The 26,218-nt window shown below is 57.0% G+C and carries 20 protein-coding genes; 14 read left to right on the top strand and 6 right to left on the bottom strand.

Going from position 1 to position 26,218, the window contains the following annotated elements; translation table 11 throughout:
- Positions 1-154: 154 nt before the first annotated feature.
- The 6 genes from QP922_RS05685 (at position 155) to galE (ending at position 7,086) form a co-directional block, all read left to right on the top strand.
- Positions 155-1,516, top strand: coding sequence for an SLC5/6 family protein (locus tag QP922_RS05685; protein WP_371327566.1), 1,362 nt, complete (start codon positions 155-157; stop codon positions 1,514-1,516).
- A 45-nt stretch (positions 1,517-1,561) separates the two neighbouring features.
- Positions 1,562-2,938 carry an L-serine ammonia-lyase gene (locus QP922_RS05690; RefSeq protein WP_284808272.1) on the top strand — a complete coding sequence of 459 codons (1,377 nt, stop codon included), beginning with the start codon at positions 1,562-1,564 and terminating at the stop codon, positions 2,936-2,938.
- 125 nt (positions 2,939-3,063) lie between these two features.
- On the top strand, positions 3,064-3,822 hold the full coding sequence (locus tag QP922_RS05695; RefSeq protein WP_284808273.1) for a helix-turn-helix transcriptional regulator: 759 nt from the start codon (positions 3,064-3,066) through the stop codon (positions 3,820-3,822).
- 195 nt (positions 3,823-4,017) lie between these two features.
- A complete protein-coding gene (locus QP922_RS05700; RefSeq protein WP_070672094.1) occupies positions 4,018-5,031 on the top strand; it encodes a sigma-70 family RNA polymerase sigma factor in 1,014 nt (337 codons plus the stop codon).
- Positions 5,032-5,419: 388 nt separating this feature from the next.
- Positions 5,420-6,100, top strand: a complete 681-nt coding sequence (locus tag QP922_RS05705) for a metal-dependent transcriptional regulator (protein ID WP_284808274.1) — start codon at positions 5,420-5,422, stop codon at positions 6,098-6,100.
- A gap of 2 nt (positions 6,101-6,102) precedes the next feature.
- The gene (gene galE / locus QP922_RS05710) at positions 6,103-7,086 is read left to right on the top strand and encodes a UDP-glucose 4-epimerase GalE (protein ID WP_284808276.1); all 984 of its coding nucleotides are present in this window, start codon (positions 6,103-6,105) and stop codon (positions 7,084-7,086) included.
- On the opposite strand, the gene QP922_RS05715 is transcribed toward galE, so the two are convergent.
- Positions 7,043-8,218, bottom strand: a complete 1,176-nt coding sequence (locus QP922_RS05715) for a DUF4192 domain-containing protein (RefSeq protein WP_284808278.1) — start codon at positions 8,216-8,218, stop codon at positions 7,043-7,045. The two genes, galE and QP922_RS05715, sit on opposite strands and share 44 nt — an antisense overlap.
- A 360-nt stretch (positions 8,219-8,578) precedes the next feature.
- On the opposite strand from QP922_RS05715, the gene QP922_RS05720 reads away from it, so the two are divergent.
- The 4 genes from QP922_RS05720 (at position 8,579) to QP922_RS05735 (ending at position 13,600) form a co-directional block, all read left to right on the top strand.
- Complete coding sequence (locus tag QP922_RS05720; protein WP_284808279.1) at positions 8,579-9,613, top strand: PAC2 family protein; 1,035 nt, start codon at positions 8,579-8,581, stop codon at positions 9,611-9,613.
- Between the two features lie 100 nt (positions 9,614-9,713).
- Positions 9,714-12,275 (top strand): DEAD/DEAH box helicase, encoded by a 2,562-nt coding sequence (locus QP922_RS05725; protein ID WP_284808280.1) that lies wholly within the window; start codon positions 9,714-9,716, stop codon positions 12,273-12,275.
- 88 nt (positions 12,276-12,363) lie between these two features.
- On the top strand, positions 12,364-12,741 hold the full coding sequence (locus QP922_RS05730) for a hypothetical protein (protein ID WP_284808281.1): 378 nt from the start codon (positions 12,364-12,366) through the stop codon (positions 12,739-12,741).
- Between the two features lie 148 nt (positions 12,742-12,889).
- Positions 12,890-13,600: a VIT1/CCC1 transporter family protein gene (locus tag QP922_RS05735; protein WP_284808283.1), complete on the top strand. Its 711-nt coding sequence runs from the start codon at positions 12,890-12,892 to the stop codon at positions 13,598-13,600.
- Between the two features lie 103 nt (positions 13,601-13,703).
- On the opposite strand, the gene ahpD is transcribed toward QP922_RS05735, so the two are convergent.
- Both ahpD and QP922_RS05745 read right to left on the bottom strand, forming a co-directional pair.
- The gene (gene ahpD / locus QP922_RS05740) at positions 13,704-14,234 is read right to left on the bottom strand and encodes an alkylhydroperoxidase, AhpD family (protein WP_284808284.1); all 531 of its coding nucleotides are present in this window, start codon (positions 14,232-14,234) and stop codon (positions 13,704-13,706) included.
- 55 nt (positions 14,235-14,289) lie between these two features.
- Positions 14,290-14,883: a peroxiredoxin gene (locus QP922_RS05745; protein WP_284808285.1), complete on the bottom strand. Its 594-nt coding sequence runs from the start codon at positions 14,881-14,883 to the stop codon at positions 14,290-14,292.
- Positions 14,884-15,042: 159 nt separating this feature from the next.
- Between QP922_RS05745 and QP922_RS05750 the strand changes: the two genes are divergently transcribed.
- Entirely contained in the window at positions 15,043-16,014 is a 972-nt protein-coding gene (locus tag QP922_RS05750; RefSeq protein ID WP_284808288.1) for a LysR substrate-binding domain-containing protein, read from the top strand.
- Positions 16,015-16,102: 88 nt separating this feature from the next.
- Here QP922_RS05750 and QP922_RS05755 read toward each other — a convergent pair whose 3' ends face one another.
- Positions 16,103-17,227: a hypothetical protein gene (locus tag QP922_RS05755; protein WP_284808290.1), complete on the bottom strand. Its 1,125-nt coding sequence runs from the start codon at positions 17,225-17,227 to the stop codon at positions 16,103-16,105.
- A 94-nt stretch (positions 17,228-17,321) separates the two neighbouring features.
- Here QP922_RS05755 and hrpA point away from each other — a divergent pair, with 94 nt between their 5' ends.
- Positions 17,322-21,197: an ATP-dependent RNA helicase HrpA gene (gene hrpA / locus QP922_RS05760; RefSeq protein WP_284808292.1), complete on the top strand. Its 3,876-nt coding sequence runs from the start codon at positions 17,322-17,324 to the stop codon at positions 21,195-21,197.
- On the opposite strand, the gene nrdR is transcribed toward hrpA, so the two are convergent.
- Complete coding sequence (nrdR, locus tag QP922_RS05765; protein WP_070672117.1) at positions 21,194-21,652, bottom strand: transcriptional regulator NrdR; 459 nt, start codon at positions 21,650-21,652, stop codon at positions 21,194-21,196. The two genes, hrpA and nrdR, sit on opposite strands and share 4 nt — an antisense overlap.
- A gap of 835 nt (positions 21,653-22,487) precedes the next feature.
- Between nrdR and lexA the strand changes: the two genes are divergently transcribed.
- The gene (gene lexA / locus QP922_RS05770) at positions 22,488-23,210 is read left to right on the top strand and encodes a transcriptional repressor LexA (RefSeq protein ID WP_070672119.1); all 723 of its coding nucleotides are present in this window, start codon (positions 22,488-22,490) and stop codon (positions 23,208-23,210) included.
- Positions 23,211-23,585: 375 nt separating this feature from the next.
- A complete protein-coding gene (sugR, locus tag QP922_RS05775) occupies positions 23,586-24,368 on the top strand; it encodes a transcriptional regulator SugR (protein WP_070672121.1) in 783 nt (260 codons plus the stop codon).
- A 148-nt stretch (positions 24,369-24,516) separates the two neighbouring features.
- On the opposite strand, the gene ptsP is transcribed toward sugR, so the two are convergent.
- The gene (gene ptsP / locus QP922_RS05780; RefSeq protein WP_284808295.1) at positions 24,517-26,202 is read right to left on the bottom strand and encodes a phosphoenolpyruvate--protein phosphotransferase; all 1,686 of its coding nucleotides are present in this window, start codon (positions 26,200-26,202) and stop codon (positions 24,517-24,519) included.
- Positions 26,203-26,218 lie beyond the last annotated feature (16 nt).

Here is a 26,218-nt window from a genome sequence, read left to right on the forward strand (position 1 = left end):
TACAACAAGATTGCAGATGAGAATCTTTTCTCACTACAAGGTTGTGGAAGCCCAATCGCTTCGATCGACCACTAGGACAGTAGGAAAGACAATGTCTCACTCAGTATTGCGACACAATCACGACAAGGCCCAACACCCCGAAAACCACGCAGAGATGCCTGAGGCTCTCAAGACCTCACAGAGTTCATCTCCTTCATCAGCACAGTCATCTTCCGTCCCCGGTATCGACACCCCGTTTGAAGGACGCGAAGGCGCCCCGAAGTGGAATAAGGAAGACACCGTATGGATGCTCTCCCTCTTCGGCACCGCCATTGGCGCCGGCGTCCTCTTCCTCCCCATCAACGCCGGTATCGGCGGCATCATCCCGCTCCTCATCATGACCGTCATTGCTTTGCCCATGACCTTCTGGGCACACCGCGGCATGACCCGCTTCGTACTCTCCAGCTCCAAGCCCGACGGTGACCTCACGGACGTCGTCGAGGAGCACTTCGGCATCAAGGCCGGCGTCTTGATGAACATCCTGTACTTCCTGTCGGTATACCCCATCCTTCTCGTGTACTCGGTGACCATCACCAACACGGTCAACTCCTTCCTGGAGAACCAGTTGGGAATCACACCACCGGATCGCTGGCTCACCTCGCTGCTGCTGGTTGGTGGCCTCATCCTCATTGTCCGCATGGGTAAGGACGTCGTCGTTCACGTCATGTCTTACCTGGTGTACCCCTTCATCGGTGTCCTCGTTCTGCTCTCCATTTACCTCATCCCGAAGTGGAATACCGCTCTGTTTGAGTCCTTCGACTTGAGCGTCGCTCGCGAGGCTTCCGGCCACAGCCTGGGCGTTACCCTGATGCTCCTCGTACCCGTCATGGTCTTCTCCTTCAACCACTCGCCGATGATTTCCTCCTTCGCAGTTGACCGCCGCCAGACCTACGGCAAGTACGCCGAGGTTAAGGCCAGCAAGACTCTGCTTCGCTCGGAAATCCTGATGGTTGTTGTGGTCATGTTCTTCGTCTTCTCCTGTGCACTCAGCCTCTCCCCTGAGCACCTGGCTGAAGCAAAGGCCCAGAACATCACCATCTTGTCCTACCTGGCAAACCACTTCGACACCCCGATCATCCAATGGATTGCTCCCATCATCGCCATGATTGCCGTGGCCAAGTCCTTCCTCGGCCACTACCTCGGTGCTGCTGAAGGTTTCGAGGGCCTCATCATCAAGGGCAGCAAGAAGGCCAACAAGGATGACGCCAAATCCCTGCGCAAGCTCAACATCATCACCCTCATCTTCATGCTGGTCACCTCCTGGCTCGTTGCCTGGGCTGACCCCTCCATCCTCGGCATGATTGAAACCCTGTGTGGCCCGACGATTGCCATCATGCTCTTCATCATCCCGATGGTCGCCATCCACAAGGTTCCTGCACTACAGCGCTTCAAGGGCAAGGCTTCCAACTACTTCGTATTCGTGATGGGCCTGGTTGCACTGGCCACCATCATCTACTCCATCGTCCAGGCCTTCTAAGAACTGGCCCCACAAGAAACACTCAGAGGATTCAAGGAAAGAACAATGTTCATCAGCATCTTCGATATGTTCAAGATTGGCATCGGCCCCTCCAGCTCCCACACGCTGGGGCCAATGAAGGCAGGCAAGGCGTTCGTTGACGAACTGCAAGAAAAAGGCCTCTTCGACAAGGTCACCCGAGTGCAAGCTAACGTCTACGGCTCACTTTCCCTCACCGGTATCGGCCATTCCACCGACAAGGCCATCCTCCTCGGCCTCGCCGGTGAAGAGCCCGAAACCGTTGACATCGACGGCATCTCCGAGTTCGTAAAACAAGTTCGCAGTAGCGAAAAGCTCATGCTCGGTGGAACTCATGAGGTTGATTTCCCAAAGGAAGGAGGATTCTTCTTCCACGATGAATACCTCCCGATGCATGAAAACGGTATGTGTCTCATTGCTTTCGCTGGCGAGGAAGACATTCTCCACAAGACCTACTACTCAGTGGGCGGCGGCTTCATTGTCAAGCAAGAAGACTTCGCAATGCGTGGTTCAAACAAGGTGGATATCCCCTTCCCGTACTCCAGCGCCGAAGAGATGCTCGAGCTGTGTGAGCGCAATGGAATTACGCTGCCCGAGCTCGGGCTGGCTAATGAGCTAGCACTGCGCTCACAAGAAGAAGTCACTGAGCATCTTGGCAAGGTGCGCGATGTCATGTTCACCGGCATTGAACGCGGCTCTTCGACCGACGGCCCGCTGCCCGGTTCACTACTCGTACCACGTCGTGCCGCGGCCTTGAAGCGTCGCCTCGAACAAAGCGATCATCACGACGATGGTCTCGATGTCCTGAGCTGGGTCAATATGTTTGCATTGGCCATTTCTGAAGAGAATGCAGCATGCGGTCGAGTCGTGACCGCGCCGACCAATGGTGCCTGCGGCGTCGTTCCTGCAGTGCTTGCCTACTACGACAGGTTCGTAGAACCCGTCACTGAAGAAATGTTTGCCGACTACATCTTCGCCTGCAACCAGATTGCGTCCCTCTACAAGATGAACGCGTCCATTTCAGGTGCTGAGGTGGGCTGCCAGGGCGAAGTAGGCGTCGCTTGTTCCATGGCTGCTGGTGGTCTTGCACAGCTCATGGGCGCCACCCCAGAGCAAGTGTGCGTCGCCGCAGAAATTGGCATGGAACACAAGCTCGGCCTAACGTGCGACCCAGTCCTAGGCCAGGTTCAGGTCCCCTGCATCGAGCGCAATGCTGTCGCTGCTGTTGACTCCATCACTGCAGCTCGCATGGCCCTCGAGCGGGAAAGCAAGCCCTGCGTAACCCTCGATGAAGTGATTTGGACCATGTACAAGACTGGTAAGGATATGAACGCCAAATACCGTGAGACGTCGCAAGGCGGTCTGGCACTAGCAGTCCACCCGCCAGTCGCCGTATGCGGCTAGAGCCCTCCTAAGAATCGATGAGCCGGGTGAGCACAGCAATTTGCGGCTTGTGTTCACTCGGCTCACCGCTTTCGTGTGGTAACTTCTCTATAAACTGACAGGAATATAAGGACATGCTTCAGCTAATGAATCTCTCTAGCAGCCATGCCTCCGAAGAAAATATCCTCGAGCAGTACATACCACTCGTCGAATTTCTCGGTCAGGCCATGGGCCCTAATACCGAGATCGTTCTCCATGATCTCGATGTACCCGACCGGTCCATCATTGCTATTGCCAATAATCACATTTCCGGCCGCGAGCTTGGTGGCCCAGTTACAGATTTTGCGCTCTGGTTCATGAAACAGGGCGATGCCGCCGCCGTCCCAATGATGACCGGATATCGAGCGGTCAACGCCGAAGGCAAAATTTGCCAATCATCCAGCTACTTCATACGCGATGAAACCGGCCACATGCGTGGCATGCTGTGCATCAACGTCGACGTTTCGGAGTTGATTCACATCCGCGAAGCCGCCAATACCCTCATTGGCAACGCTGAGGATCCAGCTTTCGACAAGGAAAAGGCCTTTAGCGGTTATCCTGGGGCTTCGCCTCAGCCCCCGCGCCCCATGGCCGTGGTTCCGGATCAACAAGAACCTGCCGAAGAACCAATCAGCGAGTCTTTGGGAACAAACGTTGAGCAGCTGCTGGATTCAATGCTCGACTCTGTAATTTCCAAGCAGACAACGGATGTCTCACGCATGCACCGCGACGAGCGTATTCAGGTGGTCTCCGAGTTGGAAGACGCAGGGTTCTTCCTCCTCAAGGGCGGGATTGCAGCGGCAGCCTCATGTCTCGGAGTCTCGGAGCCAACGATTTACCGATACCTCGTTGCCGTGCGTGGCTAGAGGCGGGTGTGTTGACCCACCATCGCTAACGTGCCACTGAGCCCATATTCTCCCCGCGGTGCGACTCCCCCAAAAAGGTGGAGTCCTACCGCGGGGATTGCGCTGTTTTGAGCATTCCCAGCTTTTCAGGGAACTCAACCGCATGGAGCATCGTTGTAACTCTTGAAACCGGCGAACAACTCAGGAGGCTTCACGATGACCCACACATCAGCCAACACCGCCACTGGCACCGCAGCTGCCACTTTCGATGAAGAACAGGAAGTAGATCGCGGCTCACGCCGTAACCAAACTAATGACAATCCGTCTGCGGACCTTGTCCGCGTCTACCTCAATGGCATCGGCAAAACCGCGCTGCTGAGCGCCGAGGACGAGGTTGAACTGGCCCAGGCCATCGAGGTGGGTCTCTACGCCGAATACAAGCTGGCTAATGCGGACAAGCTGACCCGCGCCGAGAAGCGTGACCTGAAGATTCTGGCCCGTGAAGGCAAGAAGGCTCGCTCCCACCTCCTTGAAGCCAACCTGCGTCTCGTGGTCTCCCTGGCAAAGCGCTACACCGGCCGCGGGATGCCGCTGCTGGATCTCATCCAGGAAGGCAACCTGGGACTTATTCGTGCGATGGAGAAGTTCGATTACGCCAAAGGTTTCAAGTTCTCCACCTACGCCACGTGGTGGATTCGCCAGGCCATTACCCGCGGCATGGCTGACCAGTCCCGCACCATTCGCCTTCCTGTGCACTTGGTGGAGCAGGTCAACAAGCTCTCCCGCATCAAGCGTGAGATGTACCAGTCTCTGGGTCGTGAGGCGACGAACGAGGAGCTGGCTGAGGAATCTGGCATCGAAGAATCCAAGATTGAGATGCTGCTGCGCCAGTCCCGTGACCCGGTTTCCCTCGATATGCCGGTAGGCACCGATGAAGAGGCCCCGTTGGGTGACTTCATCGAGGATGCTGAGGCTACTGACGCTGAGACTGCAGTCGTTGCTTCCATGCGCCATTCTGATATCCGCTCTGTCATTGGTTCCTTGGAAGAGCGCGAGCAGGACGTTATTCGCCTACGCTACGGCCTCGATGACGGTGTGCCACGCACCTTGGACCAGATTGGCCGCAAGTTCGGCCTGTCCCGTGAACGCGTCCGCCAGATTGAGCGTGAGGTCATGGCCAAGTTGCGTGATGGCAACCGTGCCGACCGCCTCCGTGAGTACGCACTCTAAGTAAAGCTAGCTACGAGCCACCCAGCGGTCACGGCCCACAGATGTGGCGTGAGCCATCGAGACATCCCTCCTATCCTGTGTCGACTAACCACGGGATCTGGGAGGTCGACGCTCGGTGGCTTTCGTCGTTTCGCGCCCAACCTCCTTTCCACCTCCCCAATAAAACTCCGAGCCAACGCTGGAGCAACTAGCGCTCTGTGAGCCACGGAATACGCTATTGTTTAAGTTATTCTCTTAATAGATTGCTATTACCGCGCCTAAACCTATGTGGACGCAGAAAGCCTGCATGGCAGATACACACCCGAGGTATCCGCCTAGAATGTTGTCTTAGCCGCTGCTAGCGCTCTGTGCCCACTCCAACCGCCATAACGCAGAAAGGTAAGCCCACGTGAGGGACCTAGTCGACACCACGGAAATGTATCTGCGGACCATTTACGAGCTCGAGGAAGAAGGCATCATCCCGCTGCGTGCCCGCATTGCAGAGCGCCTCGAGCAGTCTGGCCCTACTGTGTCACAGACTGTGGCGCGAATGGAGCGCGACGGTCTCCTTCATGTGCGCACTGACCGCAGCCTTGATCTCACCGCCGAAGGGCGCGAGTTGGCTACCAACGTAATGCGCAAGCATCGCCTCGCTGAGCGCCTGCTGACCGATGTGCTGGGGCTGGATATTCACCAGGTTCACGATGAGGCATGCCGTTGGGAACATGTCATGAGCGAGGAAGTGGAAAAGCGCGTCGTCGCAGTTCTCGAAGATTCTTCTCGCTCGCCTTTCGGAAACCCCATTCCGGGTCTGGCACAGCTCGGTGCCTCCCCGGCTGAGCTCGAGTTAGGAACCCGAGCTATCGATTTGCCCAAGGGTGAAGAAACTGAAGCCACAATCGTGCAGATCAACGAGGTCCTCCAAGCGGATAATTCCACTTTCCGTGACCTTTATGCGTCCGGACTTCAGGTTGGCTCACCGGTGACCGTGGTGAATAACAACGGCTCCATCACGCTGAGCACCGAAGACGGTAAGACGATTGAGTTAGTCGATGATCTCGCCCACGCAATTCGCGTCGAGGTGAAGTAGCTATGAAGCTTCTGGTCACTGGTGGCGCTGGATACGTCGGTAGCGTGTGCGCTGCGGTCCTTGTGGAAGAAGGCCACGACGTCACAATCATCGATAACTTTTCTACCGGCAATCGGGATGCCGTTCCCGCGCAGGCCCGTCTCGTGGAAGGTGACGTAGCGGATGCGGCTCGTTCCGTTCTTTCCGAGGGCGGTTTCGAGGGCGTTCTTCACTTTGCCGCGCGGTCTCTCGTCGGTGAGTCCGTGGAGAAACCGGCAGAGTACTGGCAGCACAATGTGGTCACCACATTGACGCTTCTCAACGCCATGCGCGAGTTCGATGTGAAGAACCTCGTCTTCTCCTCGACAGCTGCTACCTATGGTGAGCCGGAGCAGGTCCCGATTACAGAAGCGATGCCGACTAAGCCGACCAATCCTTACGGTGCTTCAAAGCTCGCTATCGATGACATGATCACGTCTTTTGCCAAAGCTTATGGCTTGGGCGCTACTTCTCTGCGCTATTTCAACGTGGCGGGTGCCTACGGCACCATTGGTGAGAACCGTGAGGTCGAAACCCACCTCATCCCGCTTGTCTTGCAGGTGGCTTTGGAGCACCGCGACAAGATCTTCATCTTCGGTGACGATTACGATACTGCTGATGGTACCGCTGTACGCGATTACATCCACATCCGTGACCTAGCGGATGCTCATGTGTTAGCGCTGAGCACCAACACTGAAGGCACCCACCGCATCTATAACTTGGGTTCTGGAGATGGCTACTCCGTCAAGCAGGTCATTGAGACCTGCCGCGAGGTTACCGGCCACCCGATCCCGGCAGAGCTAGCTCCCCGGCGCGCCGGAGACCCGGCAACACTGGTGGCTTCTTCCGACAAAATCAAGGCCGAGCTTGGATGGAATCCCAGCCGCACGGATCTCACCACCATTGTCAGCGATGCCTGGGACTTCACCCGGCAGCTCGGCGAGCGGGCTCACTCGGCACACCGCTAACTACTGAGGGTGCAGAGGTCGCCGAGGATCTGGGGCCTTTGTCTGCTGGGCCGACAGCGGTGTTGTACGCCTCGTCGGCCCCGCTGCGAATGGTGTCACGCATCTTGTCATGCAGCCCATAGCGGTAGGCCCGACACAGCAGTGAGCCTAAGCGGTGGCTGGGGAACTCCTCTGCCACCGTCTGCAATGCGGGCCCTGCATAGATCTCCCAATCTCGGTTTAGCTGCGCCAGCGCGAACAGTGTCAGCGCATTCGCTCTGATTTCGCCGTCAAATGTGCGCGCAGTCGCTAACAAGAGACTTGCGGCCTCCTCCCCTGCATCCGTGCATACACCGACCACCAAGTCCCGGGTCCAGGTGGTTGACATCCACACCGCACATGCTTGAAGCATATCGACATCGTGGGCTATCTCCTCGACCGTAGCCACAGTGCCGAGCGTCCAGCGAACATCATCCAGAAAGCTATCAACGAGCTCCTTGCGCTTGGTCCCTGTCGCAGCCGCTACGCGCGCACGCAACCTCGTCGCACTATCGCGCGCTTGCCGCCCAAGGGCTTCCGCCTCGAGGCCATCAATGTGAGTGTTTCCCCGTGCAAAGGTGGAAAAGAAGTCCTCGCGGCTGAGTTCCGGAACGACGTTATGGTCCACGCAGGAGCGCATCGTGGGGGCGTCGGTAAGCGCCGGCACCGTCCCCTCAACCCACTTTTTCATTGGACCACTACCATCGGTACTCACCATGCCGTGGAGCATGGCATAGTGCTCGCCGCGCGCAATCTCCCTCACGTGCCATGCTGCGTCGATATCGATGCCATCGCGGACTCGGTCCAAGTTGTAGAGCCAGCAGGAAATCTCAGCGAGCTCTGCTAGCGGGCGATGCGAGACGAGGAAAGCAAAGATTCCTTCACGGGCTTCCTCTGCAAGCGCGGCGGCTATATCTGGAAGAACCTCTTGAGCGTCTGCGATATCGACACGCGCAATGGGGCCCATGGCAGGCCCTCGTGGAGTGGTATCGATGGCCATGAAAATGACCGACTCCGCGGGATAGAAACCTAGGAGACCTGGGATATTCGCAAGTAGGTGGCCAGGGGTTGTAATCGGTGGGATGTTGTCTGTGTGTGCTGCGTAAGAACTCATGCCTTCAGCCTGAAGCAGGCGCCACAGCCACGCCAGAACCGTGCTGCAGTTCCTGTCATTTCTGTGGATAAACCTCCCCGACTCATCCCCGTGGAAGCCACAATGGTGAAGTTATCCACAGTGCAGGCTCTGCTCATTGGTACCTCCACGGGGCAGAGCGTGGCACGATCTTTGCTTCTGTGGCATGCTAGATCGATCAACACGAGTTTTCACCAGCCTCTCGCATGTGAGATCGACTTTGTCGAGCCGGAGGGAAGCTGGGAATAGGCGGCAGCCCCATAGCGTTGCATGCCACAGAACGCTGATGAAGTCCGTACGCTCGATACTAAGCGCCGGACACGAAGGGAGAGTCACTACACCATGCAGGAAGAACAGCGCCGCATGTATGAGCTGGAGTACCCCGCTCCGGCGGTCAAAGACGATTCCACTGAAGGCAACGGCCCCACCATGATCGTGGCTATGAACGGCTACGCCGATGCCGGGCAGGCCGTGGAGGCTAGCGCGGACCACCTGAAGGCTGCTTTGGAGAACCGCCAGTTGGCATCCTTCAACAATGACGAGCTTATCGATTACCGCTCACGCCGTCCGGCTGTGACCATTGATCATGACCGCACCGTGGAGATCGAAAACACTGATCTCGGCATCAAGGTACTGCGCGATAACTCTGGGAAACCTTTCCTATTGCTTTCGGGACCAGAGCCGGATTTGCGGTGGGAGGCGTTTACAGACGCCGTAGTCAATTTGGTGGAAAAGTTCGATATCAAGAACACCGTCATGCTCTACTCCGCCCCGATGCCGGTGCCGCACACTCGGCCCACGGTTGTCACTGCACACGGAAATGCACCTGAACTACTTAACTCCATGGTGCGCATGGAGTCCACGATGATGGTTCCGGGGGCCGCTGCCCTCTACCTCGAGCGTGCTTTGGATAAGAAGGGTCGCCACGTCGCTGGTTATACCGCCCACGTGCCGCATTACCTGGCGGCATCCCCGTACCCGGCAGCTACGCTTCGCCTATTGGATTCCGTCGCGTCCGCAGTAGACCTCAACATTCCGCTGGGCAGCCTTGAAGCCGACGTTGACCGCATCAACCAGCAATTGGAAGAACAGGTCGTCGATTCAGAAGAAATCGCTGGCGTGGTAAACCAGCTCGAAGAGCAGTATGACGCGTACATGGAGCGCTACCGTAAGCGCCATCCACAAGCCATCATGCCGGGCGAAGAACACATGCCTACTGGTGAGGAGATTGGCGCGGACTTCGAAGCTTTCCTCGCGGGCCTCGACGACGATCCCGATATTCTCGCTGAGAATATCGACGACCGTGAGGATAACTTCGGCAAAAACGAAGGCCCTGAGTTCGGCTCTGGAGATGCTGACATGGGCGACGACGTGTAGTTCGTAGTTCACTTCCCGCACTCCCCTTTCCCATTTTCTGCCGTCATGAGTGGCCGGTCTCAGTACGTGGTCACTCGTGCTTTCGCCTAAGGTGGGACTGGTGAACCTTTCTCAGATGTTGCCCGATCTCGCCGAAGTCCCCGAGTCTATGGTTGATGAGGCCATTTGGGACACCTTCCAGTCATGGACCTCCGGCCGGGGTATTTCGTTGTATCCCGCCCAGGAAGAAGCTTCCCTTGGCATCCTCGCCGGCGATAACGTCATCCTCGCCACTCCGACTGGTTCCGGTAAATCCATGGTGGCTAACGCCGCGCACTTCATTGCGCTTGCTCGAGGGCAGCGAAGCTTCTATACCGCACCGATTAAGGCGCTCGTGAGTGAAAAGTTCTTCGCCCTGTGTGAGATCTTCGGTCCAGAGAATGTCGGAATGATGACAGGTGACGCCACCGTCAATGGCTCTGCGCCCATCATCGCCGCTACTGCGGAGATTGCGGCCAACATTGCGCTGCGCGATGGCGCTGAGGCCGCCATCGACCAAGTGGTCATGGATGAGTTCCACTATTACTCCGAACCAGACCGCGGTTGGGCTTGGCAGGTACCACTTCTGGAGCTGCCCAAGGCCCAGTTCCTCCTCATGTCTGCCACCCTCGGTGATACCGCGTGGCTGGAAAAGGACCTTACTGAGCGCACTGGGCGAACCACTACCCTCGTGGCTGGCACCACCCGCCCAGTTCCATTGGACTTCTCTTACGTATTCTCCGCAGTGCACGAGACTATCGAAGAGCTCCTTGAATCCGGTAAGGCTCCCATTTACGTGGTGCACTTTTCCCAGCGCGAGGCCTCCGAGCGCGCCCAGGCGCTGACCTCGTTGTCAAAGATCATCACGCCGGAAGAAAAGGAAGCTATCGCCGCTGAACTCGGTGCCTTCCGCTTCACCACGACCTTTGGCAAGGACCTGTCCAAGCTTCTGCGCAAGGGCATCGGCGTGCACCATGCGGGAATGTTGCCCAAGTACCGCCGCCTAGTCGAGCGCTTGGCACAAAAGGGCCTGCTCAAGATCATTTGTGGCACGGACACCTTGGGCGTGGGCATCAACGTCCCCATCCGCACGGTACTTATGACGGGCTTGGCCAAGTATGACGGCACTCGCCAGCGCATCCTTAAGTCTCGTGAGTTCCACCAGATCGCAGGCCGCGCCGGGCGTGCCGGTTACGATACGGAAGGCACGGTTGTCGTTGAGGCACCTGAGCATGAGATTGAGAATGCCAAGGCTCGCCGCCGCGTGGGCGATGACCCGGCGCGCCTGAAGAAGCTGAAGAAGAAGTCCGCACGCGACGGCGAGGTTTCTTGGTCGGAGAAGACCTACGCCAGGCTTATCGACGCCGAACCGGAGCAGCTCACCTCCCAGTTCCGGGTTTCAAACTCTATGTTGCTCAACGTCTTAGCCCGCCACGGCAACGGTTATGAGCATCTCAAGCACCTGCTGCGCACCAGTCACAACACCCGTGCTCGTCAGAACGAGGACATTCTTACCGCGCTGAGCCTGTTCCGCGGCCTGCTAAATTCCGGAGTGGTCCAAAAGTCCACCAAGGGGCTCGACATTTATGGCCGTCCCTACCACGTGGTGCGCGAGATGCCGCGCGACTTTGCTCTTAACCAGCCACTGGGCCCCTTCGCACTGGCGGCATTGACTCTGCTTGACCCGGAATCGGAGACTTATGCCCTCGATGTCATTTCCGTTTTTGAGTCTGTGCTCGATGACCCACGCCAGGTGCTCATTGCCCAGCAAAAGCAGCGACGTGGCGAGGAAATTGCAGCGCTCAAGGCTGAGGGCGTAGATTATACCGAGCGCATGGCCATCGTGGAAGACATCACGTGGCCAAAGCCTTTGGAAGAGCTACTCGAACAGTCATATGAGACCTTTTGCCAGACGAATCCGTGGGCTAAAGAGTTTGAACTGCGGCCTAAGTCAGTAGTGCGCGACATGTTGGAAAGCGCCATGACGTTCTCGGACCTCGTCGCAACCTACGGCCTCGCTCGTTCGGAGGGTGTTATCCTGCGCTACCTCACTGACGCCTGGCGCACGCTCAAGCAGTCCATCCCTGCGGAGTACCTCACCGAGGAACTTGAGGACATCATTGTCTGGCTCGGTGAGCTCATCCGCCAGGTGGACTCGTCCCTGGTCGATGAATGGGCGGAAATGGCCGGCGAAGACTCCCCTATCTCCCAGAAGGATCTAGACCGAGAGCTTGCTTTCGGCGTGGAGGATCCCACAGCGCTCACCGCAAACCAACGTGCCTTCAGCATCATGGTCCGCAATTACTTCTTCCGACTTGCCCAGCTTTTCGCTTTGGAGAAGGAAGATCGGCTGGCTGAGCTGCTGGACTATCTCGAAGAGATTCCGGACTTTGGCGAGGCCCTCGACGCATACTTCGACGATTACGACGATATCGACGTCGGTCCGGCTGCACGTGGACCGGAGTACTTTGTCCTCGACAAGGGCGACACGTCAGCGAAATCAGGATCGCGGTCGTGGACTGTGCGCCAAATCCTCAAGGATCCTGAAGACGACAATTCCTACCAGATCGTCGGCACCGTAGATTTGGACGCGTCGGATGAGGCGGGCGAGGTACGCCTGTCTGAGCTGCACGTAGAGTACTAAACACTCAGCGGAACATTAATAGACTCCACCTGACAAAGCCTGAATACTACGCGCTCAATTTCACGTAAAGAGTACAGTGGGTGGCGCTATGACTCGACCAGATTCTCCAGCCACCAACATCCGTCTCGCCGGTGTACACTTCGACACGCACGAAGAAGCCGTCACGGTGCATTGGCTGCTCGGCGGTCTACCCCATCACCGTGACGTGGTCTTTACCCTCCACACAGTCAATCTCGAACTCACCATCCGCTTCGACAATGAGCACTTAGAATCCATGACCATCGCATCCTTCGGGGAAGACGAACGCGATATCCAACGCACGGTGGATTATGAATACACCTACACCCCAGAAGCGCTGGCAGTGACCGTCCCGTCTTCTCACTTCGAACTGCAGGAGCAGGTTTTTACCATGGCCCTCTCCGTTGACGGCATGTCCTGCGGCGAATGGACTGGAACTGTTATCTAAGGCTAGCTAAATCCACCTCATCTAAGGCTGCGCTACCACCACTCAGCTTAGCCTACTCACGCTTTACAAGCCTGTGACCAGCGGGGATACTTGGTTATTGGAAGTTCTCTAGACAACTGAGAACCTGAGCTGAGTAAAGGAGCGGGCCATGACCATTCATGACAATGAACCCCACGGCGCGTCCCACAACGCCCGATTAAATTCCCTGCGCGCCGGGGTGCTCGGCGCTAACGACGGTATTGTCTCCGTCGCCGCACTTCTGTTAGGCGTGGTGGGATCGGGGGCGTCGGCAAGCGCTATCCTCACTGCTGGTCTCGCAGCCACCGTTTCCGGCGCCGCCTCGATGGCGCTTGGCGAATACGTATCCGTCTCTGCCCAGCGCGATTCCGAGCGGATGATGATCGCCAAAGAAACACGCGAACTCGAAGAGCTTCCCGAGCAGGAGCACGAGGAATTGGTAACCATGCTCTCCAGCTATGGCATGGGCAGGACAACTGCAGACACTGCAGCGCGTGAAATTGCCGCCGAAGACAGGCTTCTCGAGGCACACCTGCGATTAGAGATTGGCATCGACGGTGAAGACCTCACCAACCCGTGGCATGCGGCATTCTGGTCAGCTGTGTCTTTCTTGGCAGGCGCCTTCCTGCCCTTGCTGTCCATCTTCCTCGCTCCGGCGGAAACAGCAGCGCTTACCGTCGCCATTGTCACGCTCGTCGCCCTCGCCGTCACCGGATATGTTTCCGCCCGCCTCGCAGGCACCGACACTACCCGTTCTGTTCTGCGACTGGTTATCGGTGGCGCCTTGGGATTGGCCATTACCTACGGCATCGGTGTTGCCTTTGGTGGAGTCGTGGGCTAGCCCTGTCACACAGGTTCAACAGCGCCCCCACAATGCAGAAACGTCCCACCACCGTGACTACGGTGAGGGACGTTTCGAGGATTAAGCAGTAAAAGCTCGCCTCTTAAGCATTGCGTACTGCTTCAGCCTGCAGCGCCTGAGCTACAGCCTGGACCACGCCAGCGACCTTGATGCCTTCCCAAATCTGCTCCTTAGTCAAGCCTTCCTCGAGCAGGGTCTTAGCATGGGCAGACAGGCAGTGCTCACAGCCGTTAATGGCAGAGACTACGGTGTTCCACAGCTCGAACGTGGCCTTGTCCACGCCCGGCTTAGAGATGATGTTCATGCGCAGGCCAAACTTCACCTGTGCATAGTCATCACCCAACCAGCTCTTCGCACGGTAGGCCACGTTGTTCATGGCCATCACCGTGGCGGCGCCGAGGGCGGCGTCAATAGCTTCCTCGCTCAAGTGCTCGCGAGCATCCTCCAGGATCTCCTTGAGCACCTGGTCATTGCGGGTAGCGGCTGCAGCAGCAACCAGGCTGCCCCACAGCTGCTCCTCGTTAAGCTCGGTGGTGCGGGAAAGAGTACCAAGGTTAAGTTTCTGATCCTTGGCATAAGCCGGAAGTGCGGACTTCAAGTTATCGATAGACACTGAGGATCTCCTTTCGAGAGCTCTCTGTTTAGCCTGTTTAGACAGCGGCCTCTGGTTAGAGGGCGGACTGAACGACGTCCAGCTTGTTGATGTTCTTCGTCGGATCGTTAGCCTCCCAGTTGCAGGCACAAACCTCTTCCGACTGCAGTGCGTCGAGCACGCGCAGAACCTCATCAACGTTGCGGCCCACAGCATCTGGAGTCACGGAGACGAACTGGATAACGCCATCCGGGTCGATAATGAAAGTGGCGCGGTCTGCCACTCCATCGGCGTTCTCCACTCCGAGGGCACGAATCAGGTCGTGGCGAATGTCGGAGAACATCGGGAACGGAACTTCCTTGAGTTCCGGGTGGGTAGCGCGCCAGTTAAAGTGTGCGTACTCATTATCGGTGGAGCCGCCGAGGATCTGGGTATCGCGGTCCTGGAATTCCTCATCCAGCTTGCCAAAGGCAGCAATCTCAGTCGGGCACACGAAGGTGAAGTCCTTCGGGTAGAAGAACACAACCTTCCACATGCCACGGTACTTATCGAGGGACACCTGCTCGAAGTAGTCCTCCGGCTGGCTCGCATTTACGTCGTGCAGGTCGCCGCCCTTGAGTGCGGTCAACTCAAACTCGGGGAACTTTTCGCCGACGGTCAGGATAGGCATAGAAAGGGTCAACTCCTTGAAGAAACTGTGATGCAAATCTCTGCAACCACACGCCAGTGTGCCATCACGCAGGCGCATAGCCACTCACTCGCCAAGTATGCCAACAGTTTCTTCACAAGTCAATAGTTTGACTTATTTATAAGTGTTAGAGTTATAGGCATGAACAATAAGGAGTATCGTCCGACGCTAGCCCAGCTGCGCACCTTCGTCACCATCGCGGAGAATAAACACTTTGGAACCGCAGCAGCCAAACTCGACATCTCCCAGCCTTCCCTTTCACAAGCCCTCGTCGCCCTGGAACAAGGCCTCGGCATACAACTCATCGAGCGCTCTACCCGAAAGGTTATCGTCACCTCCGTCGGCGAAGAGCTCCTCCCCTTTGCCAAAGCAGCACTTGAGGCCTCCGATGCTTTCCTCGCCCGCGCCCGCGGGGCTCATGGCACGCTTACCGGCCCCTTGACCATTGGCGTCATCCCCACTATCGCGCCGTATATCCTCCCGGAACTCCTCCAGTCCATCACGGAGGTCTACCCCGAACTCGAACCGCGCTTCGTGGAAGAGCAGACTCAACACTTGCTCGACAAACTTCGTGAGGGCACGATCGACCTCGCCATTACGGCCCTTCCCACCGAAGCCGCCGGCATGGTGGAAGTTCCGCTCTACGCTGAGCACTTTACTGTCGTTACGCCCTCCAAGCACCCTCTAGCAGGGCGCTCCGATCTCACTCTGAAGCAACTCGAAGACCTCGACTTATTACTGCTTGATGATGGCCATTGCCTCCGCGACCAGGCGCTCGACCTCTGCCGGCGGGCCAAGATTAACCCCTCCGAAGCAACGAATGCAGTCACCCGCGCCTCATCACTCACCACCATTCTGCAGCTCGTCATGGGCGGACTCGGTACCACGTTCGTGCCCGAGTCAGCGCTGGCAACCGAATGCACGAGCCCTGATCTCGCAGTAGCGCGTTTTGCACCTGCCGTTACCGCCGAGCGACAGGTAGGCCTGACGTTCCGGTCGTCCGCAGCGCGCGCCGAAGAATTTCACGCCTTCGGTTCACTGGTCACCTCTGCTTACCAGACAGCGGTGGAACGCTCACGCGCACTTATCCCTGTCACGCCCCCTCACGACTAAAACGACAAACGCCACCTCCTTGCCGCCACGCTTTGACGCGTGAAGAAAGAGGTGGCGTTTACAACCGCCCGGTAGGTCGGATGCCTGTTTAAGATGCCGGTGCGTAGCGCCCCTGGCACTGACGGCATAGATGCGCCGTGGCCAATTGCATTGCCGGAGCAATGATCAAAAGTGCAAGGCCCAGGGTAATTGCGGAAGCCGCAACGAGAAGGCCCGACAGCACGAGGAGCAGCAGGATGTGGCTGTAGTTCTGCTTGCCCAACTTCAGGCCTTGGGAGAATGCCTCACCGATGGAGGAGGTATCCGCGGCCAACCACGGCATAAGGGTGAAGAAAGGCTGAATGAACAATGCAATGAGTGCAACCACAATCAGTCCGCCAAACACAGAGCCCACGAGGGCCAGGACTTGGCCTTCCTCGAGTTGTTCAATGCTGCCGGAGCCCGTCGCCGCAGCACCGCCGAAGCCCAAGACAAAGATTGCGACAATGGCGATCACCATGGCAATAGCCGCAAGCACACCCAGCACGAGGTTGACGACCAACGGCTGCACCCAGCGAATACCTTGGAAGAGGGTGCCCCACGTCGGCTTAGGCGTGTCAATTTCGCGGTATGCCAAGCGGTAGACGATCAAACTGATTACCAAGGCTAGGATGCTCACGAGAAACGACAGGAAATTAACAGTCAGACCTGTTTCCACGCTATCGCCGTTCTGCTGAACGATACTCAGAGAAATCTGTGGAACAACCTGAACGATTCCGACCACGAAAGCACCCAGAATCCAGAGCACCGGATTCTTCAGTGCAGCACCGAAGCCCCACTTAATAGCCTCGATAGCGCTCACTGGGCCGGTGTAGGCTGGGCCTGCCTGCGGGCCGGGGCCTGCGTAGCTGCCGTCCTCACCATAGTTAGCACCAGCGTAGCCTGGTTGGCCGGTGTTGTAGGCACCATAGCCGCCATATTCTTGGCTTGCGCCATAGGCGTTAGCGCCTGGCTGTCCCGCACCTTGAGAGTTTCCACCGAAACCCTCATTCGAGCCATAGCCGCCGTTGGCGCCGTATCCGCCAGGTTGGCCGAAACCTGCCTGGTCTTCCGGGTGGTTTGTCGTCTCATAACGCGGCAATCCACCGTTGTTTCCAGCACCGTTGTTAGCGCCGTTGCCGAAACCGTTGTTGGAGGAATTGTCCTCCGATTTAGGGTCAAAGGGATTAGTCATTACTTGTGTCCTTTACATCTTTGGTCACACAGACAACACGAGCGTACCAACAACTTCACGATGATCCATGAACGAGTAGACTTTTAGGGCGATTATGACTGCAACTCGCGATGAACTCTATAGCGCTCTCACTAACGTTTCGTTGAGTGATGAACGCGCATTCCGCCGCCGCCTCCGTAAAGCCCGCGCCCCAAAGGCCCTCGAAGCAATTGGCGCAGATATTGCCGCAGCACAAAAGCGCGTGGCCGCCATCGACGCTGGTGTGCCGGTAATTTCGTACCCAGAGCAGCTTCCCGTTACCGCCCGCAAGGAGGACCTCGCCGAGGCCATCGCGAACAACCAGGTGGTCATCATTGCCGGTGAGACTGGTTCCGGTAAGACAACTCAGATTCCAAAGATCTGTCTGGAGCTCGGCCGCGGGCGCCGTGGTCTCATTGGGCACACCCAGCCCCGCCGTCTTGCCGCCCGCACGGTCGCTGAACGCATCGCCGACGAACTCGATCAATCCATCGGGGAATCTGTTGGTTACGCCATTCGCTTCGATGACAAGGTGTCCTCCACCACGGCCGTAAAGCTCATGACCGACGGTATTTTGCTTGCAGAAATGCAGCGCGACCGTTTCCTCAACGCCTATGACACCATCATCATCGACGAGGCCCACGAGCGCTCCCTCAACATTGACTTCTTGTTGGGCTACCTCAAGCGGCTTCTTCCTAAACGGCCAGACCTTAAGGTCATCATCACTTCTGCCACTATTGACCCAGAGCGCTTTGCCGCACACTTCGCTGACGCCGATGGTGAACCTGCCCCCATCATCGAGGTCTCCGGACGCACCTACCCGGTAGAGATCCGTTACCGTCCATTGGAGATTGAATCTGGTGGCAAAACCATTGATATCGATCCCTTGGACGCCCTGTGTGAGGCCATCGAAGAGCTCATGGCCGAAGGCGAAGGCGATATCCTATGTTTCTTTCCCGGTGAACGCGATATCCGCGATGCTATGGAAGCCATCGAGAGCCGCCACTGGCGCGGCGTAGAAGTCACTCCCCTCTTTGGACGACTGTCCAACCAAGAACAACACCGCGTTTTTAGCCCACACCGCGGGCGAAGAATCGTGCTCTCTACCAACATTGCCGAAACCTCACTGACTGTTCCCGGCATTCGCTATGTCGTGGACACCGGCACCGCGCGCATTTCGCGCTATTCCACCCGCACCAAGGTCCAGCGTCTGCCTATTGAGCCTATTTCCCAGGCCAGTGCTAACCAACGCTCCGGCCGTTGTGGACGTGTGGCTGACGGCATTGCCATTCGCCTCTACAGCGAGCAGGACTTCCTCTCCCGCCCAGAGTTCACTGACCCGGAAATTCTGCGCACCAATCTGGCTAGCGTCATTCTGCAGATGATTTCACTGCGGCTTGGCGATATCTCAGAGTTTCCATTCGTCCAGCCTCCCGAGCCCAAAGCTGTACGCGATGGTTTATTCCTCCTGCATGAACTGGGTGCGCTCCAACACAAGGAAAAAGATGGCCTTCCCGTCTTGACTCACGTGGGACGCGACTTGGCGCGCATTCCAGTCGACCCGCGTATGGCCCGCATGCTCGTGGAAGCCAATACATCGGGGTGCCTCACCGACGTCATGATCATTGTCGCCGCCATGACCATCCAAGACGTGCGTGAGCGCCCCTTGGACAAACAAACTCAAGCGGACCAATCCCATGCCCGGTTCAAGGACAAGACCTCAGACTTTTTGTCCATGCTCAACCTCTGGGACTTTGTCCAGGAAGCCCGCGAGGAGATGAGCGGCAATGCCTTCCGCAAGCGGATGAAAGCGGATTTCCTGCACTATATGCGTATCCGCGAATGGTTCGACCTCGTGCGCCAACTGCGTGACGTGGCCAAGCAACTGGGGTGGAAGGCACAGGAAGGTACAGAGCGGCGCCCCGATGACATCCATATGTCTCTGCTGTCTGGATTGCTCTCCAACATTGGCGCCCGCGACGGCAATTCCAAGGAATTCATTGGTGCGCGGAACACCCGCTTCCTTGTCTTTCCAGGCTCCGCGCTAGCAAAGAAACCTCCAGAGTTTCTTATGGCTGCTGAGCTAGTCGAGACCTCTCGGCTGTGGGCACGCGATGTCGCCGCAATCGACCCAGCATGGGTAGAAAAGCTGGCAAAAGACCTGCTTAAGCACAACTATTCTGATCCTACGTGGTCTCGCAAACGCGGTTCTGCAGTGGCGACGCAGCGTTCGACGCTGTACGGCGTCACCGTCGTGGCTGATCGCACGGTGCCCTACCACTATGTGGATCAGGCTGCGGCTCGCGATATGTTCATTCGCAATGCGCTTGTCGACGGCGACTGGACCACCCACCACCACTTCTTCCATGACAATAAGCGCAAACTCGCCGAGGCCTCAGAATTCGAGGAAAAGGCCCGTCGGCGTGGACTCGTCGTGGATGAAGACACGTTGTTCGATTTCTATGACCAGCGCATCCCGGAGAATATCACCACGGCGAAGCACTTCGACTCCTGGTGGAAGAAACAGAAGAACAAGCATGTGCTTGACTTTGACCCTACAAAGCTTCTCGACGATGACCACGATGTCACGGAGGAGGCCTTCCCGGATCGCTGGCTCAAGGGCAGTATTGATTACGACCTCTCCTACAAATTCGAGCCTGGTGATCCCCTGGACGGTGTCACCCTCATGGTCCCTGTGCCGCTGCTTGCAGGCCTCGACGCCGAGGGCTTCGATTGGCTCGTTCCTGGCCTACGCCTCGAACTCGTTACTGAGCTCATTCGTTCCTTGCCCAAGGCGTTGCGCCGTACTGTCGTCCCGGCACCGGAATTTGCTGAGAGAGCACTGCCCAAGCTTTTGCCCTACGAAGGGCGCATCACCGAGCAGCTCGCAGCAGTTCTACAAGAGATAGGTGGGCAGGGCATCAATGCCAGTGATTTCCGCCCTGACCAGCTGGACCCGCACTTGCGTATGAATTTCGCCGCGGTGGATAAACGCGGCAAAATCATTGATTCCGATCGTGATCTCAAGGCGTTAGTCCAGCGGCAAGCAGGCCATATTTCCTCCTCGGTATCCCGCGTGGGCCGCAAATCTGAATCCAAGGCCGTCAAGGAATGGTCCGACGACACTTTGGGCAGCATTGATGAGGAAGTTACCACCGTGGTAGATGGCCATGAAGTCACTGCCTACCCGGCGCTTGTGGCGACCAAGGAAGGAGTCGCCCTTAAAGTGCATCCCACCAAGGCGGCTGCCGACGCCTCGATGATCACCACTACACTCACTCTTCTTCTCCGTGAGATTTCCGTGAGCACACAGCAGATGGTCAAGGGTTTACCGTTGCAACAACGAGTTGCTGTTGATGCCTACCCACATGGAGGCGCAGATGGTCTCGTTAATGATGCCCGTGTCGCCGCCGTGCGGGACATCATGATGGAGAAGGGCGGCCCTGTTCGCAGTCCTGCGGAATTCACCGCACTTCTCAACGCAGTTAAGCCAGAGGTACCAGGTCGCGTGCGACAGTCGGTAGTAGCTATTGCTCCGGGCCTGGCAGAGTATTCCAACCTCTCGGCAGAACTGAAGCACTGGGAAGGACCAGCTATCGACGACATACGCGCGCAACTCGAGTTCCTGCTTCCGTCCAATGCTCTAACGGTCCACGGCATTCAGCATCTGCGTCACCTCCCACGCTACATCCAGGCCGCACGGATCCGTCTCGAGGACATGAACCTCGATCCGGACCGAGACGCTGACCGCCAGGCTGACATTGACGAGGCCAAGGCTTACCTGGCCAATCGTTTGCGTTCTATACCTGCGGGGCGTGAAAAAACGCGTGAGGTCAAGGACATCTACTGGATGATCGAGGAGCTGCGCGTATCGCTTTTTGCACAGCGTTTAGGCACCGCTCACGCAGTATCACTGCGCCGTGTGCAGAAGGCAACCGACAAACTGCGTTAGAAAGAGTCCCTATCTCGACGGCGCATGAGACGAATCTCTGACTCAAAGTCGTCCGCGCTTTCAAAGGACTTGTACACCGAGGCGAAACGAAGGTAGGCAACCTCGTCAAGGTCACGCAAGGGTTCCAAGATAGCCAACCCGATGTCATTGGCATTGACTTGAGAGGAACCGTGGCTGCGGATGGTTTCCTCGACCTCCTGCGCCAGCTTTTTCAATGCATCGTCGCTGACGTCGCGGCCTTGGCAGGCTCGCTGAACACCGCGAATAAGTTTGTCACGGCTGAATGGCTCGGCAAGGCCATTGCGTTTAACCACCAGCAGAACGGCTTTTTCAACAGTGGTAAAACGACCCTTACACGCAGTGCATTCTCGACGGCGGCGGATCGAGGTACCACTATCAACAACGCGAGAGTCAATAACGCGCGACTGTTCATTGTGACAGAACGGGCAATACACGGCTCGGCATCCTTCCTCGTGGTCACACAAATGCGCCTTTCCGAGTGAACGAGCCCCAAAAAAGGACCGTCTTACAATCAGCGGGCAAGACGCAGCTTATCGCCTCGTAGTCTACTCACTGCTCACCCGCCTGGGTACCTACCAGTCCTCTGATAGTCCCTAGTGCGAAGTTGCCACTGTAGCGGGCGATGTTGTCGGTGCCGACGACACCTCACTGTCGATGCTCAGCCCGCCCCACACGGTTCCGACGAATACAGCAACACCGAAGACTGCACCAAGAACATAGTTACCTACGTTCGAGTTTCCTAAGCGGCGGTTCGAGCCCGACTTTACGCTAGAAGCACAATAGCGAGAGCGCCTAACGTCACGCTCTTGTGTTCTATCTAGTGGAGATAAAGTTCGAACACTAGGCGAAGTCTGTAGCGAGCGGCGCGGCGCAAACTGTGCAACCGCAGGCTCCCACACAGCTGCTGGCGGGACAATTTCAGGACGAGAAATCCTTCCCTCATTGCGAGAGAAGCCATGCTTGTTCGGGGTATTAAGTACGATAGCCATGTTCTTACCTTTCAGAGTGCAATCATTCGCTGACGATGATGACTACAGTGTAGAAAACCGCTCCGACACCTTCGAACACCGCCATCGCGCAATCGTTCGATTTAGTTGGTATGTTCGATTTATAACACCCTCTCGAAAGTTTGTCCATATTTGCGTGGCAACTGTCGAACATTTTTTCTTTCCATGCTAGAAAGGAGACAGGCATTCGAAATGCTCTACCCCGTTTACGTCACCCTAGAAACACCCCTACCGCCATCCCTCGAGTCAGCCAGGAGAAAACATGGCCCGCAAAGCAAAGAAGAGCGACCAACCCACTCTCGAATCTCTGTCCGCTCGCCAGCGCCGCATTCTCGAAGTGATCCACGATGCCGTGATGCTGCGTGGCTATCCGCCAAGCATTCGCGAGATTGGTGATGCCACCGGACTTCAATCCACCTCCTCTGTGGCCTACCAACTCAAGCAACTCGAAGAGAAGGGTTTCCTGCGCCGCGATCCCAACAAGCCCCGCGCCGTCGATGTTCGCCACTTCCCTAACGCTGACGATTCCAAGAAACCCGGCCGCAAGACCGGCGCCACCAAAAACGTCGTCGAATTTGCAACTGGAGATATTCCTGAGGAAGCTTCGGCGCCGACATACATCCCAGTAGTAGGTCGCATCGCCGCAGGTTCCCCCATAACTGCGGAAGAAAACATCGACACCTATTTCCCAATGCCGGATGACATCGTAGGAAATGGGGAACTTTACATGTTGCAGGTTGTAGGTGACTCCATGCAAGATGCCGGAATCCTAAATGGCGATTGGGTCATTATCCGTTCCCAGTCCGTAGCGGAAGAGGGCGAATTTGTAGCGGCTCTTCTCGACGGCGAAGAGGCCACCGTCAAGGAGTTTCACCGTGACTCCTCTGGCGTATGGCTCCTTCCGCACAACGACGCATATTCACCCATTAAAGGTGACGAGGCGGAAATTATGGGCAAGGTTGTCTCGGTGTTCCGCAAGCTCTAACCCTCACACACCCGCCTCTCCTCCACCTATCATTACCCCGCTCGATTTACCCTTCTTGCCTCACTCCATGTGGACATATCGAGCGGGTTTTATCTTTTCTCCTACCCCCTTGTGTGTGTAGATGTCCGATTTATGCCCGTTTAGCGGCCAAGATCACAGATTCCCAAATTCGCTGTACAGAGCCAGTTTAGGCAAGAAATTAAGCCTTTTTGATGTGTAGTTCTCTTTGCTTAGTTCCGTTTTGCCCGCACTCAATGGGAGAATGGGAACATCACAGCAACGCGTGTTGCTCCGTCCGCTAAGCCGCCTCGCGGATTACTCCATTCCGACTTGGCGCAGCGACCAACCCCATGGAGCCCCTCAAAGGGAGGAACTATGTACGCCGAAGAGCGCCGTCGCCAGATTGCCTCATTGACCGCCGTGGAAGGTCGAGTCAACGTCACCGAACTCTCTGAACGGTTCGACGTCACAGCCGAAACCATCCGCCGAGACCTTGCTGTCCTCGACCGCGAAGGCGTTGTTCACCGCGTCCACGGCGGCGCTGTGGCCTCCCAGTCCTTTCAGACCGCAGAGTTCACTCTGGACACGCGCCAACGCTCTGCAACTGGCGCAAAGATGGCTATTGCACGAGCTGCTCTTGATCAGCTACCGGATGGCGGCAGTATCTTCCTCGACGCAGGCACAACGACTAACGCCCTCGCTGACCTGATCGGGCAGCGCTTCTCTGCTGGACAGTTCAATATAGTCTCTAATAGTCTTCCCATTGCCCTTTCTCTAGCCAGCAATGGGGTTTCTGACGTGCAGCTGCTCGGCGGTACCGTTCGTGCCATTACTCAAGCCGTCGTTGGCGATACGGCCCTTCGCACTATGGCACTTATGCGCGCCGACGTTGCTTTTATTGGTACCAACGCATTGACCATCGACCATGGTCTATCCACTGCTGATTCTCAAGAAGCTGCGATCAAATCAGCATTCGTGACTAACGCTCATCGAGTCGTTGTTCTCTGCGACTCTTCCAAGTTGGGTAACGACTACCTGGTCAGCTTTGCTTCACTCAATGACATCGACGTTGTCATTACCGATGCAGCTGCACCTGAGACCTTCATCGAGGCTCTCAAGGATCACGACATCGACGTCATCATCGCCAAGGACAAATAAAGAGCCTCACCGGGGCATGAAATTTTTGCCTATCGGTTCGGCTCGACCTTCCGATTTAGCGACAGCAAGAATCCGCCCCAGCCCTTCTCTTTTATAGTCAAGGGCTGGGGCGGATTTTCGTATCACGTTAGAGGCACGGTGGGCGTATTTAGAATTCCTCTAGCAGAGCAATAACTGCCGTACGGGCCTCGGCTGGGCCCTCCGCATTGATGGCGGCTTCCGCCATCTTCTCGCACTGCTCGAAGGTAAGTTCAGCCAGCTGTGCTCCAACGCCAGCGACAGCAGTCGATGCAGCCGACAGCGAGGTCACACCCAAACCAGTAAGAACACAGGCCAGCATCGGATCAGCTGCCGCCTCACCACACACACCAACCGGGACGTTGTTGTCACGTCCCACCACGCATGTGTGCTGAATAAGGCGCAGAACAGCAGGCTGCCATGGGTCGGTCAGGTAGGCCAGCTGCGGGGACAGCCGGTCTGCTGCCATCGTGTACTGCGTGAGGTCATTCGTACCGATGGACACGAAGTCCAAGTGCGGCATGATGGTGTCTGCCATAAGAGCTGCTGCAGGAACCTCAATCATGGCTCCAGCAGTGAGCCCACGTTCACGACACAGGTCTGCAAACCACTTCGCCTCCACAGCAGTGGCGACCATCGGAGCCATAACCCACGTAGTTGCCTCCTCACCACGATTGGCTGAAGCTTGCGCGATAGCATCAAGCTGGCGGGTAAGCAGCGCCTCGTTATCGCGAGCCACGCGCAGACCACGCACGCCCAGTGCCGGATTCTCTTCAGAATCGAGGGTGGCGTATGAAATCGGCTTATCCGAGCCCGCATCGAGTGTACGAACAACAACCTTGGAATCGGGGAAGGCATTGAATACCTTGCCGTAGATTCGCGCCTGCTCGTCGACGGTTGGCTCCTCGCTCGCGGAAAGGAAGGAGAGCTCTGTGCGGTACAGACCAATACCTTCTGCCTGAGAATCCGAAGCAATACGTGCAGCATTGCCATCGGCAACGTTAGCGAGCAGCTGCACACGGTGACCATCCTTGGTCTGCGCTGGGCCACGCCACTGAGCAACGCGTGCAGCCTTCTCGCGGTATTCCTCCACTGCCTGAAGAGAGCTTTCACGGTCAGCACCCAAGGCGACCGTGCCTACTGAACCGTCGACAAAGACCTGGGTTCCAGCTTCAATGGTGCGCAAATCTGCGCCAACTGCCACGATGCAGGGAATGTCAAGCTGACGAGCGATGATTGCCGTGTGGCTGGTCGGACCGCCGAGCTCAGTGACGAGAGCCTTGATATGGGAGGTATCGAGAGTAGCGGTATCGGCGGGTGCCAAGTCGTCGGCAAGCAGCACCGCCTCTCCCTCAACCATGGGCAGGCCCGGTTCCTGTTCACCACGCAACTGTGCAATCACACGGTCACGTACGTCCTTCAAGTCCGTCGTGCGCTCAGCCATCACACCGCCAGCAGCCTCGAACATCGTGACAAACTTGTCCGTGGCTCCCACGGTTGCGTATTCGGCGTTCTTGCCACCACGGATTCCCTTGCGCACTGCCTTGTGCCAGCCACGGTCCTTGACCATGCCGGCCGTGGCGCCGAGCACCTCGGCAGCTTGACCTTCGGCACCAGCAGCTCGCTGCTCTAGGCGGCTGGCCACGACATCGACGGCTTCCAGAAAACGGTCGTACTCAGCATCGCGCTTGTCCTCCGCGATGGTTTCACCGGCCGTGGGCAGTTCTGGACGGGGGCGAACCCACACTGCCTCAGCATATGCAACACCGGCGACAACTCCGGTTCCTTTAATAGTGGATGGGGATGCGGTTTCCATGACTCAGTTCCTTAAC

The sequence above is a fragment of the Corynebacterium sp. MSK218 genome, assembly GCF_030232655.1.
In the GTDB taxonomy this organism is placed as follows: Bacteria; Actinomycetota; Actinomycetes; order Mycobacteriales; family Mycobacteriaceae; genus Corynebacterium.

Excerpts from the sequence above, each read along its gene's own strand:
- QP922_RS05685 (WP_371327566.1), top strand. The coding sequence starts at position 155 with ATGCCTGAGGCTCTCAAGACCTCACAGAGTTCATCTCCTTCATCAGCA.
- QP922_RS05690 (WP_284808272.1), top strand. The coding sequence starts at position 1,562 with ATGTTCATCAGCATCTTCGATATGTTCAAGATTGGCATCGGCCCCTCC.
- QP922_RS05695 (WP_284808273.1), top strand. The coding sequence starts at position 3,064 with ATGAATCTCTCTAGCAGCCATGCCTCCGAAGAAAATATCCTCGAGCAG.
- QP922_RS05700 (WP_070672094.1), top strand. The coding sequence starts at position 4,018 with ATGACCCACACATCAGCCAACACCGCCACTGGCACCGCAGCTGCCACT.
- galE (WP_284808276.1), top strand. The coding sequence starts at position 6,103 with ATGAAGCTTCTGGTCACTGGTGGCGCTGGATACGTCGGTAGCGTGTGC.
- QP922_RS05715 (WP_284808278.1), bottom strand. The coding sequence starts at position 8,218 with ATGAGTTCTTACGCAGCACACACAGACAACATCCCACCGATTACAACC.
- QP922_RS05720 (WP_284808279.1), top strand. The coding sequence starts at position 8,579 with ATGCAGGAAGAACAGCGCCGCATGTATGAGCTGGAGTACCCCGCTCCG.
- QP922_RS05730 (WP_284808281.1), top strand. The coding sequence starts at position 12,364 with ATGACTCGACCAGATTCTCCAGCCACCAACATCCGTCTCGCCGGTGTA.
- QP922_RS05735 (WP_284808283.1), top strand. The coding sequence starts at position 12,890 with ATGACCATTCATGACAATGAACCCCACGGCGCGTCCCACAACGCCCGA.
- QP922_RS05745 (WP_284808285.1), bottom strand. The coding sequence starts at position 14,883 with ATGCCTATCCTGACCGTCGGCGAAAAGTTCCCCGAGTTTGAGTTGACC.
- QP922_RS05750 (WP_284808288.1), top strand. The coding sequence starts at position 15,043 with ATGAACAATAAGGAGTATCGTCCGACGCTAGCCCAGCTGCGCACCTTC.
- QP922_RS05755 (WP_284808290.1), bottom strand. The coding sequence starts at position 17,227 with ATGACTAATCCCTTTGACCCTAAATCGGAGGACAATTCCTCCAACAAC.
- hrpA (WP_284808292.1), top strand. The coding sequence starts at position 17,322 with ATGACTGCAACTCGCGATGAACTCTATAGCGCTCTCACTAACGTTTCG.
- lexA (WP_070672119.1), top strand. The coding sequence starts at position 22,488 with ATGGCCCGCAAAGCAAAGAAGAGCGACCAACCCACTCTCGAATCTCTG.
- sugR (WP_070672121.1), top strand. The coding sequence starts at position 23,586 with ATGTACGCCGAAGAGCGCCGTCGCCAGATTGCCTCATTGACCGCCGTG.
- ptsP (WP_284808295.1), bottom strand. The coding sequence starts at position 26,202 with ATGGAAACCGCATCCCCATCCACTATTAAAGGAACCGGAGTTGTCGCC.